Origin of the sequence: Oceanisphaera pacifica, assembly GCF_017498065.1 — a bacterium.
Classification (GTDB): Bacteria; Pseudomonadota; Gammaproteobacteria; order Enterobacterales; family Aeromonadaceae; genus Oceanimonas; species Oceanimonas pacifica.
The window spans coordinates 83,904-101,776 of record NZ_JAGDFX010000013.1 but is presented as its reverse complement, the minus strand read 5'-3'; the positions used below and the strand labels follow the sequence as shown (position 1 = coordinate 101,776).

General features: G+C 47.7%; 13 protein-coding genes. 3 read left to right on the top strand and 10 right to left on the bottom strand.

The window, feature by feature from the left end:
• Positions 1-252: 252 nt before the first annotated feature.
• From J3U76_RS11620 to J3U76_RS11595, 6 genes are all read right to left on the bottom strand, one after another.
• The gene (locus J3U76_RS11620; RefSeq protein ID WP_208006139.1) at positions 253-873 is read right to left on the bottom strand and encodes an SPOR domain-containing protein; all 621 of its coding nucleotides are present in this window, start codon (positions 871-873) and stop codon (positions 253-255) included.
• Between the two features lie 67 nt (positions 874-940).
• Positions 941-2,221 carry a bifunctional tetrahydrofolate synthase/dihydrofolate synthase gene (gene folC, locus J3U76_RS11615; RefSeq protein WP_208006138.1) on the bottom strand — a complete coding sequence of 427 codons (1,281 nt, stop codon included), beginning with the start codon at positions 2,219-2,221 and terminating at the stop codon, positions 941-943.
• Positions 2,221-3,141, bottom strand: coding sequence for an acetyl-CoA carboxylase, carboxyltransferase subunit beta (gene accD, locus J3U76_RS11610; RefSeq protein WP_208006137.1), 921 nt, complete (start codon positions 3,139-3,141; stop codon positions 2,221-2,223). The genes folC and accD overlap by 1 nt, the downstream gene beginning before the upstream one ends.
• A 193-nt stretch (positions 3,142-3,334) precedes the next feature.
• Entirely contained in the window at positions 3,335-4,147 is an 813-nt protein-coding gene (gene truA / locus J3U76_RS11605; RefSeq protein WP_208006136.1) for a tRNA pseudouridine(38-40) synthase TruA, read from the bottom strand.
• 127 nt (positions 4,148-4,274) lie between these two features.
• On the bottom strand, positions 4,275-6,485 hold the full coding sequence (locus J3U76_RS11600) for a FimV/HubP family polar landmark protein (protein WP_341534343.1): 2,211 nt from the start codon (positions 6,483-6,485) through the stop codon (positions 4,275-4,277).
• A 177-nt stretch (positions 6,486-6,662) separates the two neighbouring features.
• Positions 6,663-7,784 (bottom strand): 4-phosphoerythronate dehydrogenase, encoded by a 1,122-nt coding sequence (locus tag J3U76_RS11595; RefSeq protein ID WP_208006134.1) that lies wholly within the window; start codon positions 7,782-7,784, stop codon positions 6,663-6,665.
• 213 nt (positions 7,785-7,997) lie between these two features.
• Here J3U76_RS11595 and J3U76_RS11590 point away from each other — a divergent pair, with 213 nt between their 5' ends.
• The gene (locus J3U76_RS11590; protein ID WP_208006133.1) at positions 7,998-8,750 is read left to right on the top strand and encodes a phosphatase PAP2 family protein; all 753 of its coding nucleotides are present in this window, start codon (positions 7,998-8,000) and stop codon (positions 8,748-8,750) included.
• A gap of 147 nt (positions 8,751-8,897) precedes the next feature.
• Here the strand turns inward: J3U76_RS11590 and J3U76_RS11585 are convergent, their stop codons facing one another.
• Complete coding sequence (locus J3U76_RS11585) at positions 8,898-9,452, bottom strand: NAD(P)H nitroreductase (protein WP_208006132.1); 555 nt, start codon at positions 9,450-9,452, stop codon at positions 8,898-8,900.
• Between the two features lie 86 nt (positions 9,453-9,538).
• Positions 9,539-11,548 (bottom strand): NADPH-dependent 2,4-dienoyl-CoA reductase, encoded by a 2,010-nt coding sequence (locus J3U76_RS11580; RefSeq protein WP_208006131.1) that lies wholly within the window; start codon positions 11,546-11,548, stop codon positions 9,539-9,541.
• 156 nt (positions 11,549-11,704) lie between these two features.
• On the opposite strand from J3U76_RS11580, the gene sppA reads away from it, so the two are divergent.
• The gene (sppA, locus tag J3U76_RS11575) at positions 11,705-13,543 is read left to right on the top strand and encodes a signal peptide peptidase SppA (RefSeq protein WP_208006130.1); all 1,839 of its coding nucleotides are present in this window, start codon (positions 11,705-11,707) and stop codon (positions 13,541-13,543) included.
• A 66-nt stretch (positions 13,544-13,609) separates the two neighbouring features.
• The gene (ansA, locus tag J3U76_RS11570) at positions 13,610-14,629 is read left to right on the top strand and encodes an asparaginase (protein ID WP_208006129.1); all 1,020 of its coding nucleotides are present in this window, start codon (positions 13,610-13,612) and stop codon (positions 14,627-14,629) included.
• A 410-nt stretch (positions 14,630-15,039) separates the two neighbouring features.
• Here the strand turns inward: ansA and adk are convergent, their stop codons facing one another.
• A complete protein-coding gene (gene adk / locus J3U76_RS11565; RefSeq protein ID WP_208006128.1) occupies positions 15,040-15,684 on the bottom strand; it encodes an adenylate kinase in 645 nt (214 codons plus the stop codon).
• Positions 15,685-15,826: 142 nt separating this feature from the next.
• Positions 15,827-17,743: a molecular chaperone HtpG gene (htpG, locus tag J3U76_RS11560; RefSeq protein WP_208006127.1), complete on the bottom strand. Its 1,917-nt coding sequence runs from the start codon at positions 17,741-17,743 to the stop codon at positions 15,827-15,829.
• Positions 17,744-17,873: the final 130 nt, after the last annotated feature.

Sequence of the window (17,873 nt, the reverse complement as noted above, 5' to 3'; positions counted from 1 at the left end):
AATTATGAAGACATCATGAGCAGCGTCTGCGAGGCCTGGAACACCTTTATTGAAAGTGCCGAACGCGTGACACAAATGTGCTCCAGAGAGTGGATAAATCTGACCAGTTAATTTTACAGAATGGTATTAGTATACGTTAAAAATAAAAAATAACGCTGAATACAAACTAAAACACCGGATCAATAGATCCGGTGTTTTAGTTCTTACCGCATATAACGTACGACCTACAACTTAAAGCGCTGGGCGCTGCAACTATTTAGGTCTTACACTGCCTTTTAAACCCGTTAATTGCTCTAATGCACCTAGCTGTCTCTCTAACCGAGCTTTATTGTCTGGCCCTATCCACACGCGATTAATGTCACCTTCACGTGGTACGGCTGGGGTAGTATGGACAGAATAACCTGCAGCCTGCAATTTTTTTACTAATGCATTCACGTTAGCGGCATTGCGAAATGCGCCTAGCTGCACAATATGATCGCCCGCTTGTGTTGTCGCAGGTGCCACCGGTTTAACCGGTGCAACTTTGGCTACCGTATTAGGCACAGGTTTCGGAGCCGGCTTCGGCTTTGCTGCCGGTTTGGGTTCTGTTTTAGGCGCAGCCGCTGTAGGGGCCACTGGCGGTGCTTCTTTAGCCTGCTCTATACTCCATGACTGCGGCTCTTCGGTTGCCTGAGCAACAGCTTGGTCTTGCGCTGAAGCAGCAGGCGCCTTCGCCACAGGACGGACAGGCTCAAGATTGGGGCGCAGAGGTATAGTCACCGCCTCATCGGGTGGTCGCTGTTGCTTACCGTTTAATACATCAGGCAAAAAGATAACGCCCAGCGCCACCAAAATGACAGTACCTACTAATCGATGCTGAAACTGTGTCGCCAAAGTGCTCTCCTATTTATTACCTGTCATATTATTTACCGATAAGATTTAGCTGCCGTTAAACTGATGGCTATTGTTGCGCCTCAGTATGGCAGGCCAACACATCGGCCACGGTAAAAAATGAACCAAATGCAATCACTACATCCTGCTCTGTGGCGTTGGCTTGCGCCGCTGCCAATGCGTCGCTTACTGAGTTAAAACAGTCCCCGGGTTGCCACTGAGCAAGCTCATTAGCCGTTGCACCTCGAGGGCCGGATAAGCTGGCCAAATACCAGTCATCAATCAAAGGTTGTAAGGGCGCTAAGCTTGCTGGTATGTCTTTGTCTTTCAACATACCTACCACAGCTAAACAGCGACCTTGGCCTTTAATGCGCGGTATACGGCTGGCTAAATACGTAGCAGACTCGGGGTTATGTGCCACGTCAACCCATAACTGAGGTTGTAGCTGTTGCAAACGCCCCGTGAGTTGCGCACGCGTTAAGCCTTCTTTAATGGCATGAATATTGGGCATAAAAGGCGACAGCGCAAGCGTTGCCAATGCCGTCGCTGCATTCATTACCGGTAGCGAGGGCTGCGGTAAACAATCGAGCTGGAGGCCAAATCCGCTAAACGACCAATGTGGACTATCTTCTAAAGACGCCTCAGCCTGCTGCCATACATAGTCGCGCCCAGTACAATATAAGGGCGTACCAAGTTGTTCAGCATAAGCCAATAAGCGTGCTGGCGGATGAGGATCACCACACACGGCGGGTTTAGCGTGGCGAAAAATACCGGCTTTTTCAAAGCCGACACTGTCTCTGTCTGAGCCTAACCAGTCGGTATGATCAAGCGCTATGGTGGTTACTATGCTTTGATCTGACGCCACCACATTGGTGGCATCTAATCGCCCCCCTAAACCAACCTCAAGTAAGACCACATCAGGGGCGGCGGCACGAAACAGCCATAACGCGGCCAAGGTCGTAAACTCAAAATAAGTTAAGGCGACATCAGGCTGATCACCTTGTGTTCGCGCCAACTCAACAGCGGAAAAAGCGGCACAAAAGTCTTCCGCAACCGGACTCTCCCCATTAATGCGAACCCGTTCACGGTAATCCACCAAATGCGGAGAGGAATACACACCTACACTTTGGCCACCGGCACGCAATAATGATTCAAGCAAAGCACAGGTAGTGCCTTTGCCATTAGTGCCTCCCACAATAATCACATAACTGGGCAAACTAAGTAAACCGAGACGCTCAGCGACTGTGGTCATACGCGATAAGCCCAGCTCAATATGTGCCATATTTAAGTTTTCTAGCACGATTAACCAGTCGGCTAATGAACGCTGTTGAGGATCGAGATTACTCATCATTACTCAGCAGCAGTACCAGATTCGCTCTCAGGCGTTGATTCTTGTGGCTCAGGCTTAGCGGTGATCACTTCATCTATGTTCATCAACTTACCGATAACACCGGCTAGTTTGTCGCGCATATCGCGGCGATCGATAATCATATCGATGGCACCGTGCTCAAGCAAAAACTCACTGCGCTGAAACCCTTCTGGCAGCTTTTCACGTACAGTTTGTTCAATAACACGTGGCCCCGCAAAACCAATGAGCGCTTTAGGCTCACCCACGTTCACATCACCTAACATGGCTAAACTGGCAGATACGCCACCCATAGTCGGATCGGTTAATACCGAAATGTAGGGTAAGCCTGCTTCAGATAAGCGGTTTAACGCAGCACTGGTTTTGGCCATTTGCATAAGCGAGAACAATGCCTCTTGCATGCGAGCACCACCAGACGCAGAAAAACAAATTAAGGCACGGTTTTCTTCAATACAGACGTTAACGGCTTCAATAAAACGTGCGCCAACTACAGAGGCCATAGAGCCGCCCATAAAAGAGAACTCAAAAGCGCATACCGCTACAGGGATCCCTTTAAGAGTACCTGTCATTGAAACAATGGCGTCTTTTTCGTTGCTGGTTTTTTGTGCCGCATTTAAGCGATCTTTATACTTTTTAGAGTCTCTAAACTTCAACACATCTTGTGGCTCTAATTCAGCACCCAGCTCAACACGATTGTCTTTATCAAGAAACTTATCTAAGCGTAACCGTGCTCCTACTCGCATATGATGATCACATTTGGGGCACACATCTAAATTACGGTCTAACTCGGCACGGTACAATACCTGTTCACAACTGGTACATTTACTCCATACGCCCTCAGGAATGCTGTGACGACGAACACCGATATTCTTATTTTTAGGAAGAATTTTCTCTAACCAGCTCATGGAAATCCTTAGCGTAATTGCATCGTTGTTGCAGCTGATATGCTGCGGGTTTCGCAAAATGATTGCATCGAAAACAAACTGACTGCCATATTGATCTGAGTACAGCCTATTGGGCTACGCTTTGATCATCTTGTTCGACAATATGACGAGCATTAAAGCATAGTTCAGCCTATTCGTTGATAAAAATTATGGGTTAACTCTCGTCATGCGTGCCACGTAAATTATCAGGCAGCCACAACGGGCCCGGAATAGTAGTAGGCAAACCAAAAGAGTCAGGATAATCGACGGTCACTAAATATAAACCGCCGGCCTTGGCCGTAGGGCCCGCCACTCGACGATCGCGAGCGGCAAGTACCTCTTTTACCCAACCTATGCTTTCTTCGCCAAGCCCCACTTTAATTAAGCTACCGGCAATGTTGCGCACCATATGATGCACAAAGGCATTCGCTTTTATGTCTAACACCACATAGTGACCATAGCGCTCTACATTTAAATGTAAAATATGGCGATGGGGGCTATGAGACTGACATTGCATAGCTCGAAATGAGGTAAAGTCATTATCCCCTAATAAGCATTGCCCTGCTTGGTGCATTTTTTCTGCATCAAGCTCGCCAACATAATGACTCACACCACTGGCATTAATCGCCGGGCGCATTTTATGATTAAATATAATGTAGCGATAGCGTCGAGCCGTGGCACTAAAGCGCGCATGAAAATCATCGCTGGTCTGCTTGGCCCAACGAATAGCAATATCGCTGGGTAAATTGGCATTCATGCCTAGCGTCCACGCACTGAGCTTGCGAACCGCGTCTGTGTCAAAGTGCACAACTTGACCGGTGCCATGCACACCGGCATCGGTGCGCCCTGCACACTGTACCGTAATTGATTGATTGGCAATATGTGATACGGCTTTTTCTATCTCAGCTTGTACGCTGGGCACTTCTCGTTGCCGTTGCCAGCCATAATACTGACTGCCGTCATACTCGATGCCAAGAGCAATGCGCATAAATTAATTCCACGGGGCGAATAAAGACGGCAATTATACTCGTTACCGCACTAAATTAAAGAACCGGCCTCATAATGAGGCCGGCGTTAAGGTAATGTGTTGATCTCAACGTATCACTCAGGACAAGTTAACCCCGTTTATCAAGCCGCTGTAATAGTTTACTCGCATCACGCTGCTGAGCTTTATTACCTTGTTCAAGCGCTTCATTAAGTAAATCGCGAGCACTGTCTATATCGTCTATCTCGATATAAGCGCGAGCTAAGTCAAGCTGGGCACCAATCCCGCCTTCATCGGCATCAATATCAACGTCATCTGCTTGACCAATAACATCAGCGTAATCATCTAGCTCTAGGTCGAGTTTACGCTCTCTTTCTGCGGTTACTCCGTCTGCAGCCTCCGCCTCAGCCATCAGTTGATCCACAGATACATAGTCGTCTTCAACATTTGTCTCATCAGCCAATAACTCATCAACAGCAGAGGTATCGGTCACACTGCTGGCAAGCGCTTCACTCTCATCCAATGCAGCAGCAGGAGCCCCATCGGCAAACAGACTATCGGCCAGCGTTTCGGCCGTGTCGGTATTACGGTTTATGTCATTATCGCGCTCGGCGTTGTCTGTTGCTGGCTCATTAGATAGTGATTCGGTGCTCGCCTGTGTCGCACTAGATTCTGCTGTTGCCGAGGAAACAACCGCGTCTTCTTGATCTTGCGTGTTATTATTCAGCGCACCTGCACTAGTTTCATCATCAAGATTTGCGTCATCCAGATTAACTTCATCATCATTATTAGTGTCTGACACAAGGCTCTCTGCCGCTTGCTCTGCTTGCGGCTCGCCAAATAAATCGTCCAAGTCATCATTTGACATACGCTCACCCTGATCATCTTGCGATAAGGCTTCATCATCAAATAATGCATCTTCACCAAGATCGAGATCAGCGCTATCTTTTTCGGTATCTGCAAATACGGGGGCTGTTTCGCCTGATGTTGGCTGATTTTCTTGCTCTTCTTGCAGTTGCTGTTCTTCTAAGAAACGGGCAAACGCATCTTCATCTACGCCAGGTTCAGACTCGTCTTCGGGCTCTAATTCAAGCTCATCAGACATGTCCGCTAACATGGGGTCAACATCATCCTCTGTACCAAACAAGTCATCAAAGTCATTAGTTTCTTCTTCCAGCATGGCGCTAGATTCTGATAACTCTTGTTCTTGTTCAGCCAAGTCTTTACGCTCTCTTTTACGCCACCATAACGTAAAGAGCGCCATCAATAACAGGGCTGGCAATATTAAGATTAATGCCAAGTTAATGGGGTTACTGAGCAAATCACTTAGCCACCCTTCTTTAGACTCTTTTGCGCTTCCTGGCACAGTTGCATCAGCGCTATTAGAGGTGCTGCGTGTATTTTTTAATGCTTCAACCTCAGCCGTCAACTGCGTCAATCGCTGGCGCAATGCTTGATTATTATTAGCAAGCTCAGTTAACTGCTCATTTGACATAGATACCTGCTCACGCAGCTCATCCATTAATTGCAGCTGTAACCTGTTCTGTGCCGCATTTTCTGCTTGCTCTGGTGTGCTAGGTGGGGCTTTGGGCGTATCTGGCGCGGCCTTAGGCTCACTTAAGCCCTGATTGCTCACCTCAGGTGGCGTGGCTGCCATGGGAGCAGACGGGGTAACCGGTTTAGCAGCTGGTTTGGGAGGCTCAACAACTGTCGTCTCTTGAGGGCGAGGCGCAGGCGGGGTGACTTTTTCAGCCGGCTGAGCGGGTTCATCAGTGGCTGGCTCAGCACTGGGCTCTGCAGGAGGCGCGATTGGAGCCGCAGGCTTAGGAGTAGCAGGCTTAGGAGTAGCAGCACGAGACACCTGACGCGCCCCTTGGCGACTTAACTGGCGAAACTCTCTTTCAGCTTCCTCTGCAGTGCGCTGTGTCGCTTGGGTTTGGGTGGGCAAACGTAATTGAGCGCCGCGTTGTAAGTGGTTGATATTACCACGTACAAAGGCCTGAGAATTAAGGTGGTATAACGCCACCATGGTCTGTTGCACTGTGGTGGGTGCAGTGGTGTTACGTGCCGCAATCGCCCACAAGGTATCTGTGCTACGAATGGGCCCATAACGCCCAGGGCTTATTACCGGTGTTCTTGTGGATGAAGGCTGACGAGTTTGGGGGGTATTTTGCCCGCTAGCCTGCGTGGTATTTTGTGCAGGGGAGTCTACACGCCTTGAATCTGACGATTCAGGGCCACGCAGTTCAATATAAAAATCATCCTGCGCGGCAGCTATACCCGCACAACCTAGCCATAAAGCCAAACCAACACCAAGATAGGGTCTGAGTCGTTTTATCACGTTTTTTATATCCTTTTCCTGACGTTGTGCCGAGCTGCTGTACCGACCTATAACACGGCTTATATTCATGCTTGCCATATAGTTAAGCAGTATAGAAAAAAACAGCGCCAGCCAATAGAAACCTAGCCTGCGTTGTTAGCTGCAAGCATTACTATATCAACAATATGGCATTAAACTTTACCGCTGGGCGCTAAACCCCAGCCCGTGTAATGTATTTTGCACGTCTATTTGTGTGCTTTCCACTGCTAATGAACCTAACTCTCTTCGCTGAGGATATTGTTTACGTAACTGATCAAAGAAACCATGTTGACCCAGTGCAGCACGAAATGCACGGTCATCAGCTTTAATATCGTAAATTAAGCGCACTAAACGCGTGCATAAATCTTGGTCGTATTCACCGGCACATGTTATATGCGTTATTGGCGGTGTTGGCAATAACTGCTCAACACTATTCATTACCTCTTGGCCATATTGCGTTTTTAATGCTTGATATAACGCAAACGTGCCCCGCGCCTTACCTTCTAGGCTATAGCCTGCAATGTGTGGCGTTGCTAGCAGCGTATGCTTAACCAATGGCGCTAATACCTCAGGTTCATGCTCCCAAACATCCATTACCAGGGTTAATGGGTTGGCGCCTTGTTGGCGTAGCAATAAAGCATTATTGTCCCATACCTCACCGCGGCACGCATTAATCAACACTTGATCACCGTGCAGCTGATGAATAACCTCTTCATCTAATAAGTGCCAAGTTGGGTGTGCACCGTCACGCGTGATAGGCACATGAAAACTAATAATATCTGCTGTTAGTGCTTGAGCAAGCTCGACAAAACCTGTCGGACTCTGTTGTGCTTTAAAAGGGTCGCATAATAGTACTTCCATGCCCAGTGCATGGGCGCGCTCAGCCACTTGTGAGCCTGTGTTGCCCACCCCCACAACCGCAATGGTTTTCTCTTTGAGTAGCCAGCCCTTATGTTCAGCAACCGTCAGTAACGCTGCTAATACATAATCACCTACCGCCACTTTATTGCAGCCTGGGGCACTAGCAAAGGTAATATTGCGCTGAGCAAGCAATTCGGTATCTATGTGATCACAGCCAATGGTGGCGGTGCCTACAAAGCGCAAGCTATCGGCTTTCGTTAATAACGCCTCGTTCACCTGAGTAATAGAGCGAACTAATAATACCTCAACTCCTTTTAACTGCTCGGGGGTGATGTCTCGGCCTGCACAGGTAGTAACCTCTGCCCAATCGCCAAATAAGGTTTGCACATAAGGCATATTCTCATCGGCTAGCAACTTCATTGGCAACTACCTCCTTAATAAGGTTTTATTATTCAAATTTCACTCAAAGAAGTGATCACTGTCTGGCAAGGTTGCCACATAAAATACACAATAAGCCACTTATTATACCTTTTGTTTAATTAAGCTCTAGCTAGCATTCACCGCTTGCTTTGTTACACTTCTTGCTTGCCCCCACTATTCCACGATAAAACACACTTTTTGGCCAAACCATTAATGATACTTCGACCGCTGTGCACGCTACTCTTGTTATTGATTCTACCTGTTACTATTGCAAGTTTAGGTTACCAATGGCATTGGAACTGGTTTCCCCTGCTTGATTTAAATGAAATCCCAGCTTTATTGGCATATAGCCTAACGCTCACTATTAGTAAGTTAGGCATTGCCCTGACATTAATAGCGTTAAGTTTACTCACACTATTGCGTTGGCGCCGTCGCTCGGGGCAATTAGTGGTATTTTTCTTTTGTTTAATGGGGGCGCTTGGGAGTGCATTTATTACCAAGAGCATTGCCAAAGAATATTTTAAAGAGCCGCGCCCGTATGTTGTTTGGTTAGCAGAAAAAGGTCGACTCGCCGACAGCGCTGATTTTTATGCCCAGCTGCCGTTGATACGCGAGCGTTGGGTGGCCGATGGCGTAAAAGATATGTCTGATCAGCAGGTACCCAGTTGGCTAAAGCGCCACTGGCAAGATGAAGTAAGCTATTCTTTTCCTTCTGGTCACTCTATTGCCGCCATGACCATGGCCAGCTTTTATTGCCTGTTATTGCTGTATAGGCAACGTTCACCTTGGTTAGTCGGTGGCTTGGCGGTATGGGCGGTCGCCGTATGTTATTCACGGCTATTATTAGGCTTACACTGGCCTGCCGATATTTTGGCAAGCAGTGTATTAGGGGTGTTTTTCGGTACCTTAGGCGCTTGGACATTTATCTATTGGGATAAGCAAGCGCTAGATAGTAGCGAGCCGTAAAAACATGAGTGGTATAGGGATTAGGGATTAGGGATTAGGGATTAGGGATTAGGGATTAGGGATTAGGGAATGGTAACTTACAATCCCTAATCACCAGCTTTATCATTCCCTATTCACCAGTCCCTATTCACCAACTTCTAGCGCTTTTTATTTACCAAAATAACGTACAAAGGGCGCAGGGTCGCGTTCAGGAAGTTGGCGTACGGCTACTTGCGCTGTGCCTAAATATAAGAAACCAACAATTTGATCCGTTTCTGCCAAGCTCAGTGCTTGATGTACACCGCGATCAAATGAAAACCAACCGGTACGCCAAATGCCATTAAAGCCAAGCGCTAACGACGCCATTTGCATGGCCATTAATGCGCAACCCGCCGATAACTCTTGCTCTAAACGCGGCACTTTATTGTGCTCTTTTACTTTGGCTACCACCGCAATGACCATGGGGGCACGTAAGGGAGCATTACGCGCTTTCTCAATAGTCTCTTCAGCCTCGCCTTTGGCTTGAGTCGCGTTTGCTAAAATATCGCCCAACAAGGTGCGCTGCTCACCTTCAAATACAATAAACTCCCACGGCGTTAACGCACCGTGATCCGGGGCACGCAAACCCGCTTTAAAAATGGTGTCTAGCTGCTCACCCGCCGGTGCAGGCTCAATTAAACGCGGGTTAGAGTGGCGATTTAATAGCAGTTCTAATGCATCCATGTGTATACCTTTTATTATTAAGCCAAATCAATAAGAGTCATACCATAACATAAGCCCTGCAAAGCCATAAGCGGTCGGTGTAAGCACTATATTGTCAACGCCAGCTCCATACCTTGGCGGATAGCGCGCTTCGCATCCAACTCTGCGGCCACATCGGCCCCTCCAATTAAATGCACTTTTTTCGTTCCTTGTTTTATTAATGCCGTTTGCAAGGTGCGGTTTGGCTGTTGTCCCGCACAAATAATCACATGATCAACCGCTAAGCACTGCTCTTTTCCATCGCGCTTTATATGCAAGCCCGCATCATCAATATGCAGGTAACGCACTCCAGCCCACATCTCTACCCCGTGTTGTCGCAGACTGGCTCTGTGGATCCAGCCGGTGGTTTTACCTAATTTTTTACCAGGTTTCTCGGTTTTACGTTGTAATAACCACACCTCACGTTTAGCCGTAACCGCTTGCGGGTCTTGTAAACCGCCTGCGGTTTGATAGTCACGGTCAACGCCCCACTGTGCTAACCATTGCTCTGTGCTGGGAGCTGCATTAGCCACCAAAAACTCCGCCACATCAAAACCAATGCCGCCGGCACCAATAATGGCCACTTTCTCTCCAACGGGGGCATGATGCGCCAATACATCAAGATAACTGAGCACTTTAGAATGCGTTATGCCTTTAATATCGGGCATGCGTGGGGTAATACCGCAGGCTAATATCACCTCGTTAAAGCCCTTTAATTGCGGGGCTGTGACTGGGGTATTAAGTTGTACTTCTACCCCAGCCTGTAATAAACGATGATGAAAATAGCGCAAGGTTTGGGCAAACTCTTCTTTACCTGGTATTTGTTTGGCGTAATTAAATTGTCCACCTATGGTGGCGGCAGCCTCAAATAACACCACCTTATGCCCACGCTCGGCGGCTTGGCAGGCAAAGCTCAATCCCGCCATGCCCGCCCCTACCACGGCTAATCGCTTGGTGCGCTTGCTTTGTGTTACCACCAACTCAGTTTCGTAACAGGCTCTGGGATTGACTAAACAAGAGGCGCGCTGTCGTTTAAACACATGATCTAAGCAAGCTTGATTACACGCAATGCAGGTGTTTATTTGCTCAGCCTGCCCCGCTGCCGCCTTGTTGACAAAATCAGCATCCGCTAAAAATGGCCGCGCCATGCACACTAAGTCTGCTTGTTCCGATGCCAATATTTGCTCGGCAATCTCGGGGCTATTAATACGGTTGGTGGCCACTACCGGCACAGTGAGTGCTTGGCGAACTTGGTGAGTCACCCAACTAAAGGCCGCTGCCGGCACCTGGGTAGAAATGGTCGGTATCCGTGCTTCATGCCAGCCAATGCCGGTATTCATAATAGTCACGCCTGCCTGCTCTAATGCTTGACCTAAGGCAATCACCTCATCGAGGGTGGAGCCTTGCTCGACTAAGTCCAACATAGAAAGTCGAAAAATAATAATAAACGACTCCCCCACCCCAGCCCGTACCGCTTTTACTATCTCTAATGCCAAGCGTTGGCGCTGTGTGCTATCGCCGCCCCACTCATCGTCTCTTAGGTTGGTTCTGGCACAAATAAATTGGTTAATTAGATAGCCTTCTGAGCCCATAATTTCTACGCCGTCGTATCCCGCCTGTTGCGCCAATTTAGCCGTATGTGCAAAATCATGGATGCAGTTACGGATCTGACGCTGGCTCATAGCATGAGGCGTAAAAGGACTAATAGGCGCCGCTTTAGCAGAAGGGGCGTGCGCAAAGGGGTGAAATGCATAACGACCGGCATGCAATATTTGCAGGGCTATTTTTCCTCCTTCATTATGCACAGCTTGGGTTAATAAACGATGCCGTGGTAGCTGCCAAAAATAGCTCAGCTGCGCCGCCATAGGGAGTAACCGCCCTCTAAGATTGGGGGCAATACCACCGGTAATAATTAAGCCAACCCCACCACGGGCTCGCTCGGCATAAAAAGCCGCCAACTTTGCAAAGCCGCCCCGCTCTTCTTCTAAGCCGGTATGCATAGAGCCCATGATCACACGGTTTTTAAGCCTTGTTATACCTAAATCAAGAGGAGCTAATAAATGGGGGTAGTCACTCATTATACTGACACCTATGGCAGCAAGGGGAAGAGTATCAGGCTAGTGCATCGGCGCTATATATTCAAACAATCGTTTAAATACCTTTTAATTTGGCATTGTATTAATAGTGTCGTCATAATGGCGCTATTCAATAATCATTTCATTTAAGGCAAAACTATGTGGTCTGCTATTAAGTGGGTGTTTCGTACTCTGGCCAGAGTGCTTAACGCCATTCGTCTATTCATTACCGCCCTTTTCTTATTAGGTATTATTGCGTTCGCAGTCTTACTATTCAGCGGCGAAGATGAAGCCACTATCCTCCCCGAAAAAGCCGCCCTAACACTGGAAATAGCCGGCCCCATACTTGAACAAGCCGCCATAACCAGCCCAAAGCAATTAGCAGAAAAATGGTTTTCTGGTGACAATACGCCCGCCCCCATGACATTGAGTCAAATAAAAGAGGCGCTCAATAACGCCCGCCACGACGATCGTATTGAGGCCTTGGTATTGCAGTTACACAATATGAGTGAGTCGAGCATCACTAAACTGGACGAAGTGGGTGGCGCTATCGAACAGTTTAAAACCTCTGGCAAGCCGGTGTATGCCATAGGCGATAATTACAGCCAAGGGCAATATTACTTAGCGGCTCACGCCGATGAAATATTACTGAACCCTGCGGGTGCCGTTACCCTTCAAGGCTTGGGAGTCTATCGCCTGCATTATAAGGCAGCCTTTGAGCGCTTTAATATTACCCCTCATGTCTTTAGAGTCGGCACCTATAAATCTTTTGTTGAGCCCTATTTACGCAATGATATGTCGGAAGAAAGCCGCCAAGATACGCAGTTATGGTTAGGGCAACTCTGGCAGCATTATCAAAATAATGTGGCGACCTTAAGAGATATTCCAAGCGATCATATTAGCCCCAGCAAAGCGCAACTTCTGCAGCGTTTTGCCGCTGTTAATGGCAATCCTGCACAATATGCACTCGAACAAGGTTTGGTTGACCGCTTAGCCAATCGCTATCAAATGCAAGCTGCTATTGCTGAGCTGGTAGGCTGGAATAGCCAAACCAAGCAGTATATGAGTATTGATACTTCGACTTACTTAAACCACACCCCAAGCACCACTAAGTCGGCCCCAGCCGTTGGGTTAATCACCGCCAGCGGCGCCATTATGACCGCAGATACGGCAACGCCAAACAGTATGAATGATGCGCATATTAGCAAACTGATTGAACAAGCCAGACATGATGACAATATTCAATCTTTGGTACTGCGTGTAGACAGCCCAGGGGGCAGTGCTTTTGCCGCCGAGCAAATTCGTAATAGCCTGTTGCGCTTTAAAGAAAGCGGCAAGCCACTTGTGGTGTCTATGGGCAGCACAGCCGCGTCTGGTGGTTATTGGATAGCCGCCGATGCCGATAAAATTTATGCCGCTCCCACAACGTTAACCGGATCGATTGGGGTATTTGGCTTATTTTTAACCTTTGAAGATGCGTTGAAAAAGCTTGGGCTTAATACCGATGGCGTAGGTACCACAGATTTTGTGGGCGCAGGCCTGACCACCGGATTACCCGATCATGCCAAGCAAATGATCCAAATGAGCGTTGAGAATATCTATCAGCAATTTGTCACGCTAGTGGCACAAGGGCGAGACATGAGCCCAGAACAAGTTGAACAGGTGGCGCAAGGGCATGTTTGGACCGGGGAAATGGCCAAAGAACTGGGCTTAGTCGATGAGCTAGGTAACTTAGATGATGCCCTAGCAGCGGCAGCAGAGCTGGCCAACTTAGGCGAGTTTAGTGTAAAAGAAGTGACACTGCCGATGTCGGCTAAAGAAAAGCTGTTGGCCCAATTTATGGGCGATTCCAATGTGCTCTCTCACTGGATAACAACAGTGCTACCAACAGCCTTGCGCCCTGCAGCAGAGCAAATCCAACAAGAAGCCAATACATTAAGTCAGTTTAATGATGTTCATGGCCAATATGTATTATGTGTGCCCTGTCAGGCGTTTTAAGTCGATAAAAGATGGGCCTTAGGTGAAAAAGTATCAGTCCGCGGGCCCAATATTGAGGCAAGATGAATGACGAAAAAGAAAATATATATCGCCTATACCGGCGGGACTATTGGTATGCAAAAATCAGATAACGGCTATGTGCCTGTAGCCGGCTTTGTCGGTAAACGCTTAGCCAATATGCCTGAGTTTCATGATCCCGAGATGCCGGATTTTCATCTTAATGAATATAGCCCTTTAATCGACTCGGCCAATATGACCCCCGCCGACTGGCAGCGTATTGCCAATGATATTCAGGCCAATTACGCCCATTATGACGGCTTTGTAGTATTGCACGGCACCGATACCATGGCGTTTACCGCCTCGGCCTTATCGTTTATGTTAGAGGACTTAGACAAGCCGGTCATTATTACTGGCTCGCAAATTCCACTCACCGAGCTCAGATCTGATGGCCGCCCTAACCTATTAAATGCTCTCTATGTGGCAGCGCATTACCCTATCAATGAGGTGAGTTTATTTTTTCACAATCGCCTCTATCGGGGAAATCGCGCCAGCAAAGAGCATGCCGATGGTTTTGAAGCCTTCGACTCACCTAACTTTCCGCCGCTATTAAATGCCGGTATTGATATTCGGGTTTATGCAGGCAAACTCGGCCGCCCTAGCGGCAAACCACTCATGGTTAGCCCCATTATTCCCCAGCCCATTGGTATGATCACCTTGTACCCGGGCATTAGCTTAAGCGTGATTGCTCATTTGTTGCAGCAACCCATAAAGGCATTATTAATTTCATCCTATGGGGTCGGTAATGCGCCACAAACTCCCGACTTATTAAGCGTACTGGCGAATGCCTCAGCACGGGGCGTGGTGATTGTTAACTTAACACAATGCCAGCGTGGCAGTGTGAATATGGAAGGGTATGCGCCTGGCCAAGCGTTAGCTGCCACTGGCGTTATTTCAGGATTTGATATGACACCAGAAGCCGCACTCACCAAACTGCATTATTTGCTTAGCAAAGGCTTATCACCGCAACAGGTGCGCGAACGTATGGGACAAAACTTGCGGGGTGAATTAACCCGAGCCTCAGATTAACTCATACCTACTCAAGTAAGTGCACCCTTTGGTCATTGCGAGGAGTGCAACGACGCGGCAATCCATGAACTAAAAGCTGTCAGCGATCAGTCAAAGACAAACTGACCACCTTTTGTAAGGTCCAATTCATTGGAGCAAACTGACAGCTGAAAGCTTACCGCTGATAGCTGCTATTTGCCGTCATTGCGAGGAGTGCAACGACGCGGCAATCCACTTTACAGACGGCCATACGCTTTACGCTGACCGCGGTACGAACAAACAAAACCGATTTTACCTTTAGCGTAAGGCGGTCAGCGTTAGACGTATAGCCTTGGTTTAGAATGGGTATAACACAAGATAGAAGCGAGAAGCGGGGATAGAGATAAGAGTAAGCAGCGAGCACCTAGTTGGCGCTCGCTGCTACAGGCATATTAAGACAAGATGTCTGCCAGTTGCTGGCTGATTACTTCTACCGATTGCGTGCCATCAACTTTATGATGCTCAGTCGCACTCTGTGCAGCAGCGGCTTGGTAGTAGTTGATTAAGGGGGCAGTTTGCTCGTGGTAAATACCTAAACGCTTACGCACTGTGCTTTCTTCATCATCGGCACGAATAGCTAAGTCTTCACCGGTCACATCATCTTTGCCTTCCACTTTCGGTGGGTTATAAATAAGGTGATAGGTACGACCCGAGCCAGGGTGCACACGACGCCCGCTCATACGCTTAACAATTTCTTCGTCGGGTACGGCAAATTCCAATACATAATCCACATGAACACCGGCATCTTTCATGGCATCGGCTTGAGGAATGGTGCGTGGAAAGCCATCAAGTAAAAAACCATTAACACAATCATCTTGGCTAATGCGCTCTTTGACTAAGCCAATGATCAGATCATCAGACACCAGCTGCCCTTGATCCATGACTTCTTTGGCCTGCAAACCAAGCGGAGTGCCGGCTTTAATGGCCGCTCGCAGCATGTCACCCGTGGAGATTTGTGGTATCCCGAACTTCTCCATAATAAACTGAGCTTGCGTTCCTTTGCCCGCGCCGGGAGCTCCCAACAAAACGATGCGCATAACAGCGTCCTCTTTTCTTGATTAATATATTGATAATTTGAGCTTAATTGTGTCACGACACCGCCATGGGGACAAGCAGCAAAAACAAACAACCCGGCACTGGGCCGGGTTGTTTTAGCTTATCCACTAACTTAAGTGTTGATTAGTTCAACAATAAGCGGTTCATACGAGCAACAAAAGCGGCAGGGTCTTTTAGGCCACCTTGCTCGGCTAATTGGGCTTGCTCTAATAACAACTGAGACCACTCATTAAAGTCATCGCCTTCAGCCAAGGTATCGAGCTTTTTCACCAGTGTATGCTCAGGGTTCAGCTCTAGAATATACTTTTGCTCTGGCACAGGTTGACCTGCTGAGCGCATCAGTTTAATCATCTGCGTGCTCATATCGTGCTCATCGGCCACCACACAAGAGGGCGTATTGGTTAAACGGTGGGTTAAACGCACTTCTTTTACGTCGTCGCTTAATGCCGTTTTAACACGCTCTAATAAAGGAGCCAGGGCTTCATTGGCTTCTTCTTGTGCTTTTTTGGTTTCTTCGTCGTCCAGCTCGCCTAAATCCAGCTCACCTTTAGTGACCGACACAAATTGCTTGTCTTTAAACTCATTCAGGTGGCTCATTAGCCATTCGTCAACACGCTCCCACATCAGCAAGACTTCAATGCCCTTCTTGCGGAAAATTTCAAGGTGCGGGCTGTGGTTAGCCGCGGCATAGCTGTCGGCGGTAATGTAGTAAATTTTATCTTGGCCTTCTTTCATACGCTCAAGATAGTTTTCTAACGACACCGTTTGTGCATCGCTGTCATTATGGGTACTGGCAAAACGCAATAGACCGGCAATTTGCTCACGATTACCATAATCTTCAGCAGGGCCCTCTTTTAGTACATTACCAAACTCGTTCCAAAAGCCGAGGTATTGCTCGTCGTCATTTTTTGCCATTTTATCTAGCATAGACAACACACGCTTGCTGCAGGCTTTGCGCAGCTGGCTGGTAATTTTATTGTCTTGCAGAATTTCACGCGATACGTTCAGCGGCAGATCGTTTGAGTCGAGCACACCTTTCACAAAACGTAAGTATGTTGGCATAAACTGTTCGGCGTCATCCATCACAAATACGCGCTGTACATACAGTTTTAAACCGTGGCTTTGCTCGCGGTTATACATATCAAACGGGGCTTTGGCCGGCACATACAAGAGGCTAGTGTACTCTTGATTGCCTTCTACCTTGTTATGGCTCCAGGTTAATGCGTCTTGATAATCATGAGAAATATGCTTATAGAACTCTTGATATTCTTCATCACTAATATCACCTTTAGCGCGTGTCCACAGGGCGGTGGCTTTGTTCACTTGCTCCCACTCGCCTTCGGTTGCCTCGGCTGTTACATTACCGTCTTCATCGGTTTGCTCAGGTTCGCCCTGCTTCCACATTTCAACGGCCACACTAATGTGATCTGAGTATTTGCCGATAATGCTGCGCAAGCGCCAGTCATCTAAAAACTCTTGTTCACTGTCGCGCAGGTGCAAAATAATGTCGGTACCGCGACCTGGCTTATTAATTTCGGCTACGGTAAAGCTGCCATCGCCGTCAGACTCCCACTGCACACCTTGATCAGCAGGCTGACCTGCCGCACGGCTTAATACGGTAACTTTGTCGGCTACAATAAAGGCCGAGTAAAAGCCCACACCAAACTGACCGATTAACTGCGAGTCTTTGGCTTGATCGCCCGTTAGCTCACCAAAGAAAGATTTAGTTCCTGACTTAGCAATAGTACCTAAGTGCTCGACTACTTCATCTCGGGTCATGCCAATACCATTATCAGAAATGGTTAGCGTTTTATTCTCAGCATCTAAAATAAGGCGAACCCGTAAGTCACCCTCATTTTCATAGAGCTCACTGTTAGACAGAGCTTTAAAGCGTAACTTATCCGCGGCATCGGCAGCGTTAGATACCAATTCGCGTAAAAAAACTTCTTTGTTTGAATACAGGCTGTGCGCCATTAAATTCAGCAGTTGTTTAACTTCGGTTTGAAAACCGTGGGTTTCAGTATGTACAGCTTCTGACATTACTCTGTTCCTTTACTCAGTTTAACCATTAACTAAAAGATGGGGATGACAGGTAAAATTTCAAGGGGGAAATGAAAAGTAAAATGCTGAGCGCCCAGCTAAAAATTAACCTACAGCGCCGAGTCTTAAA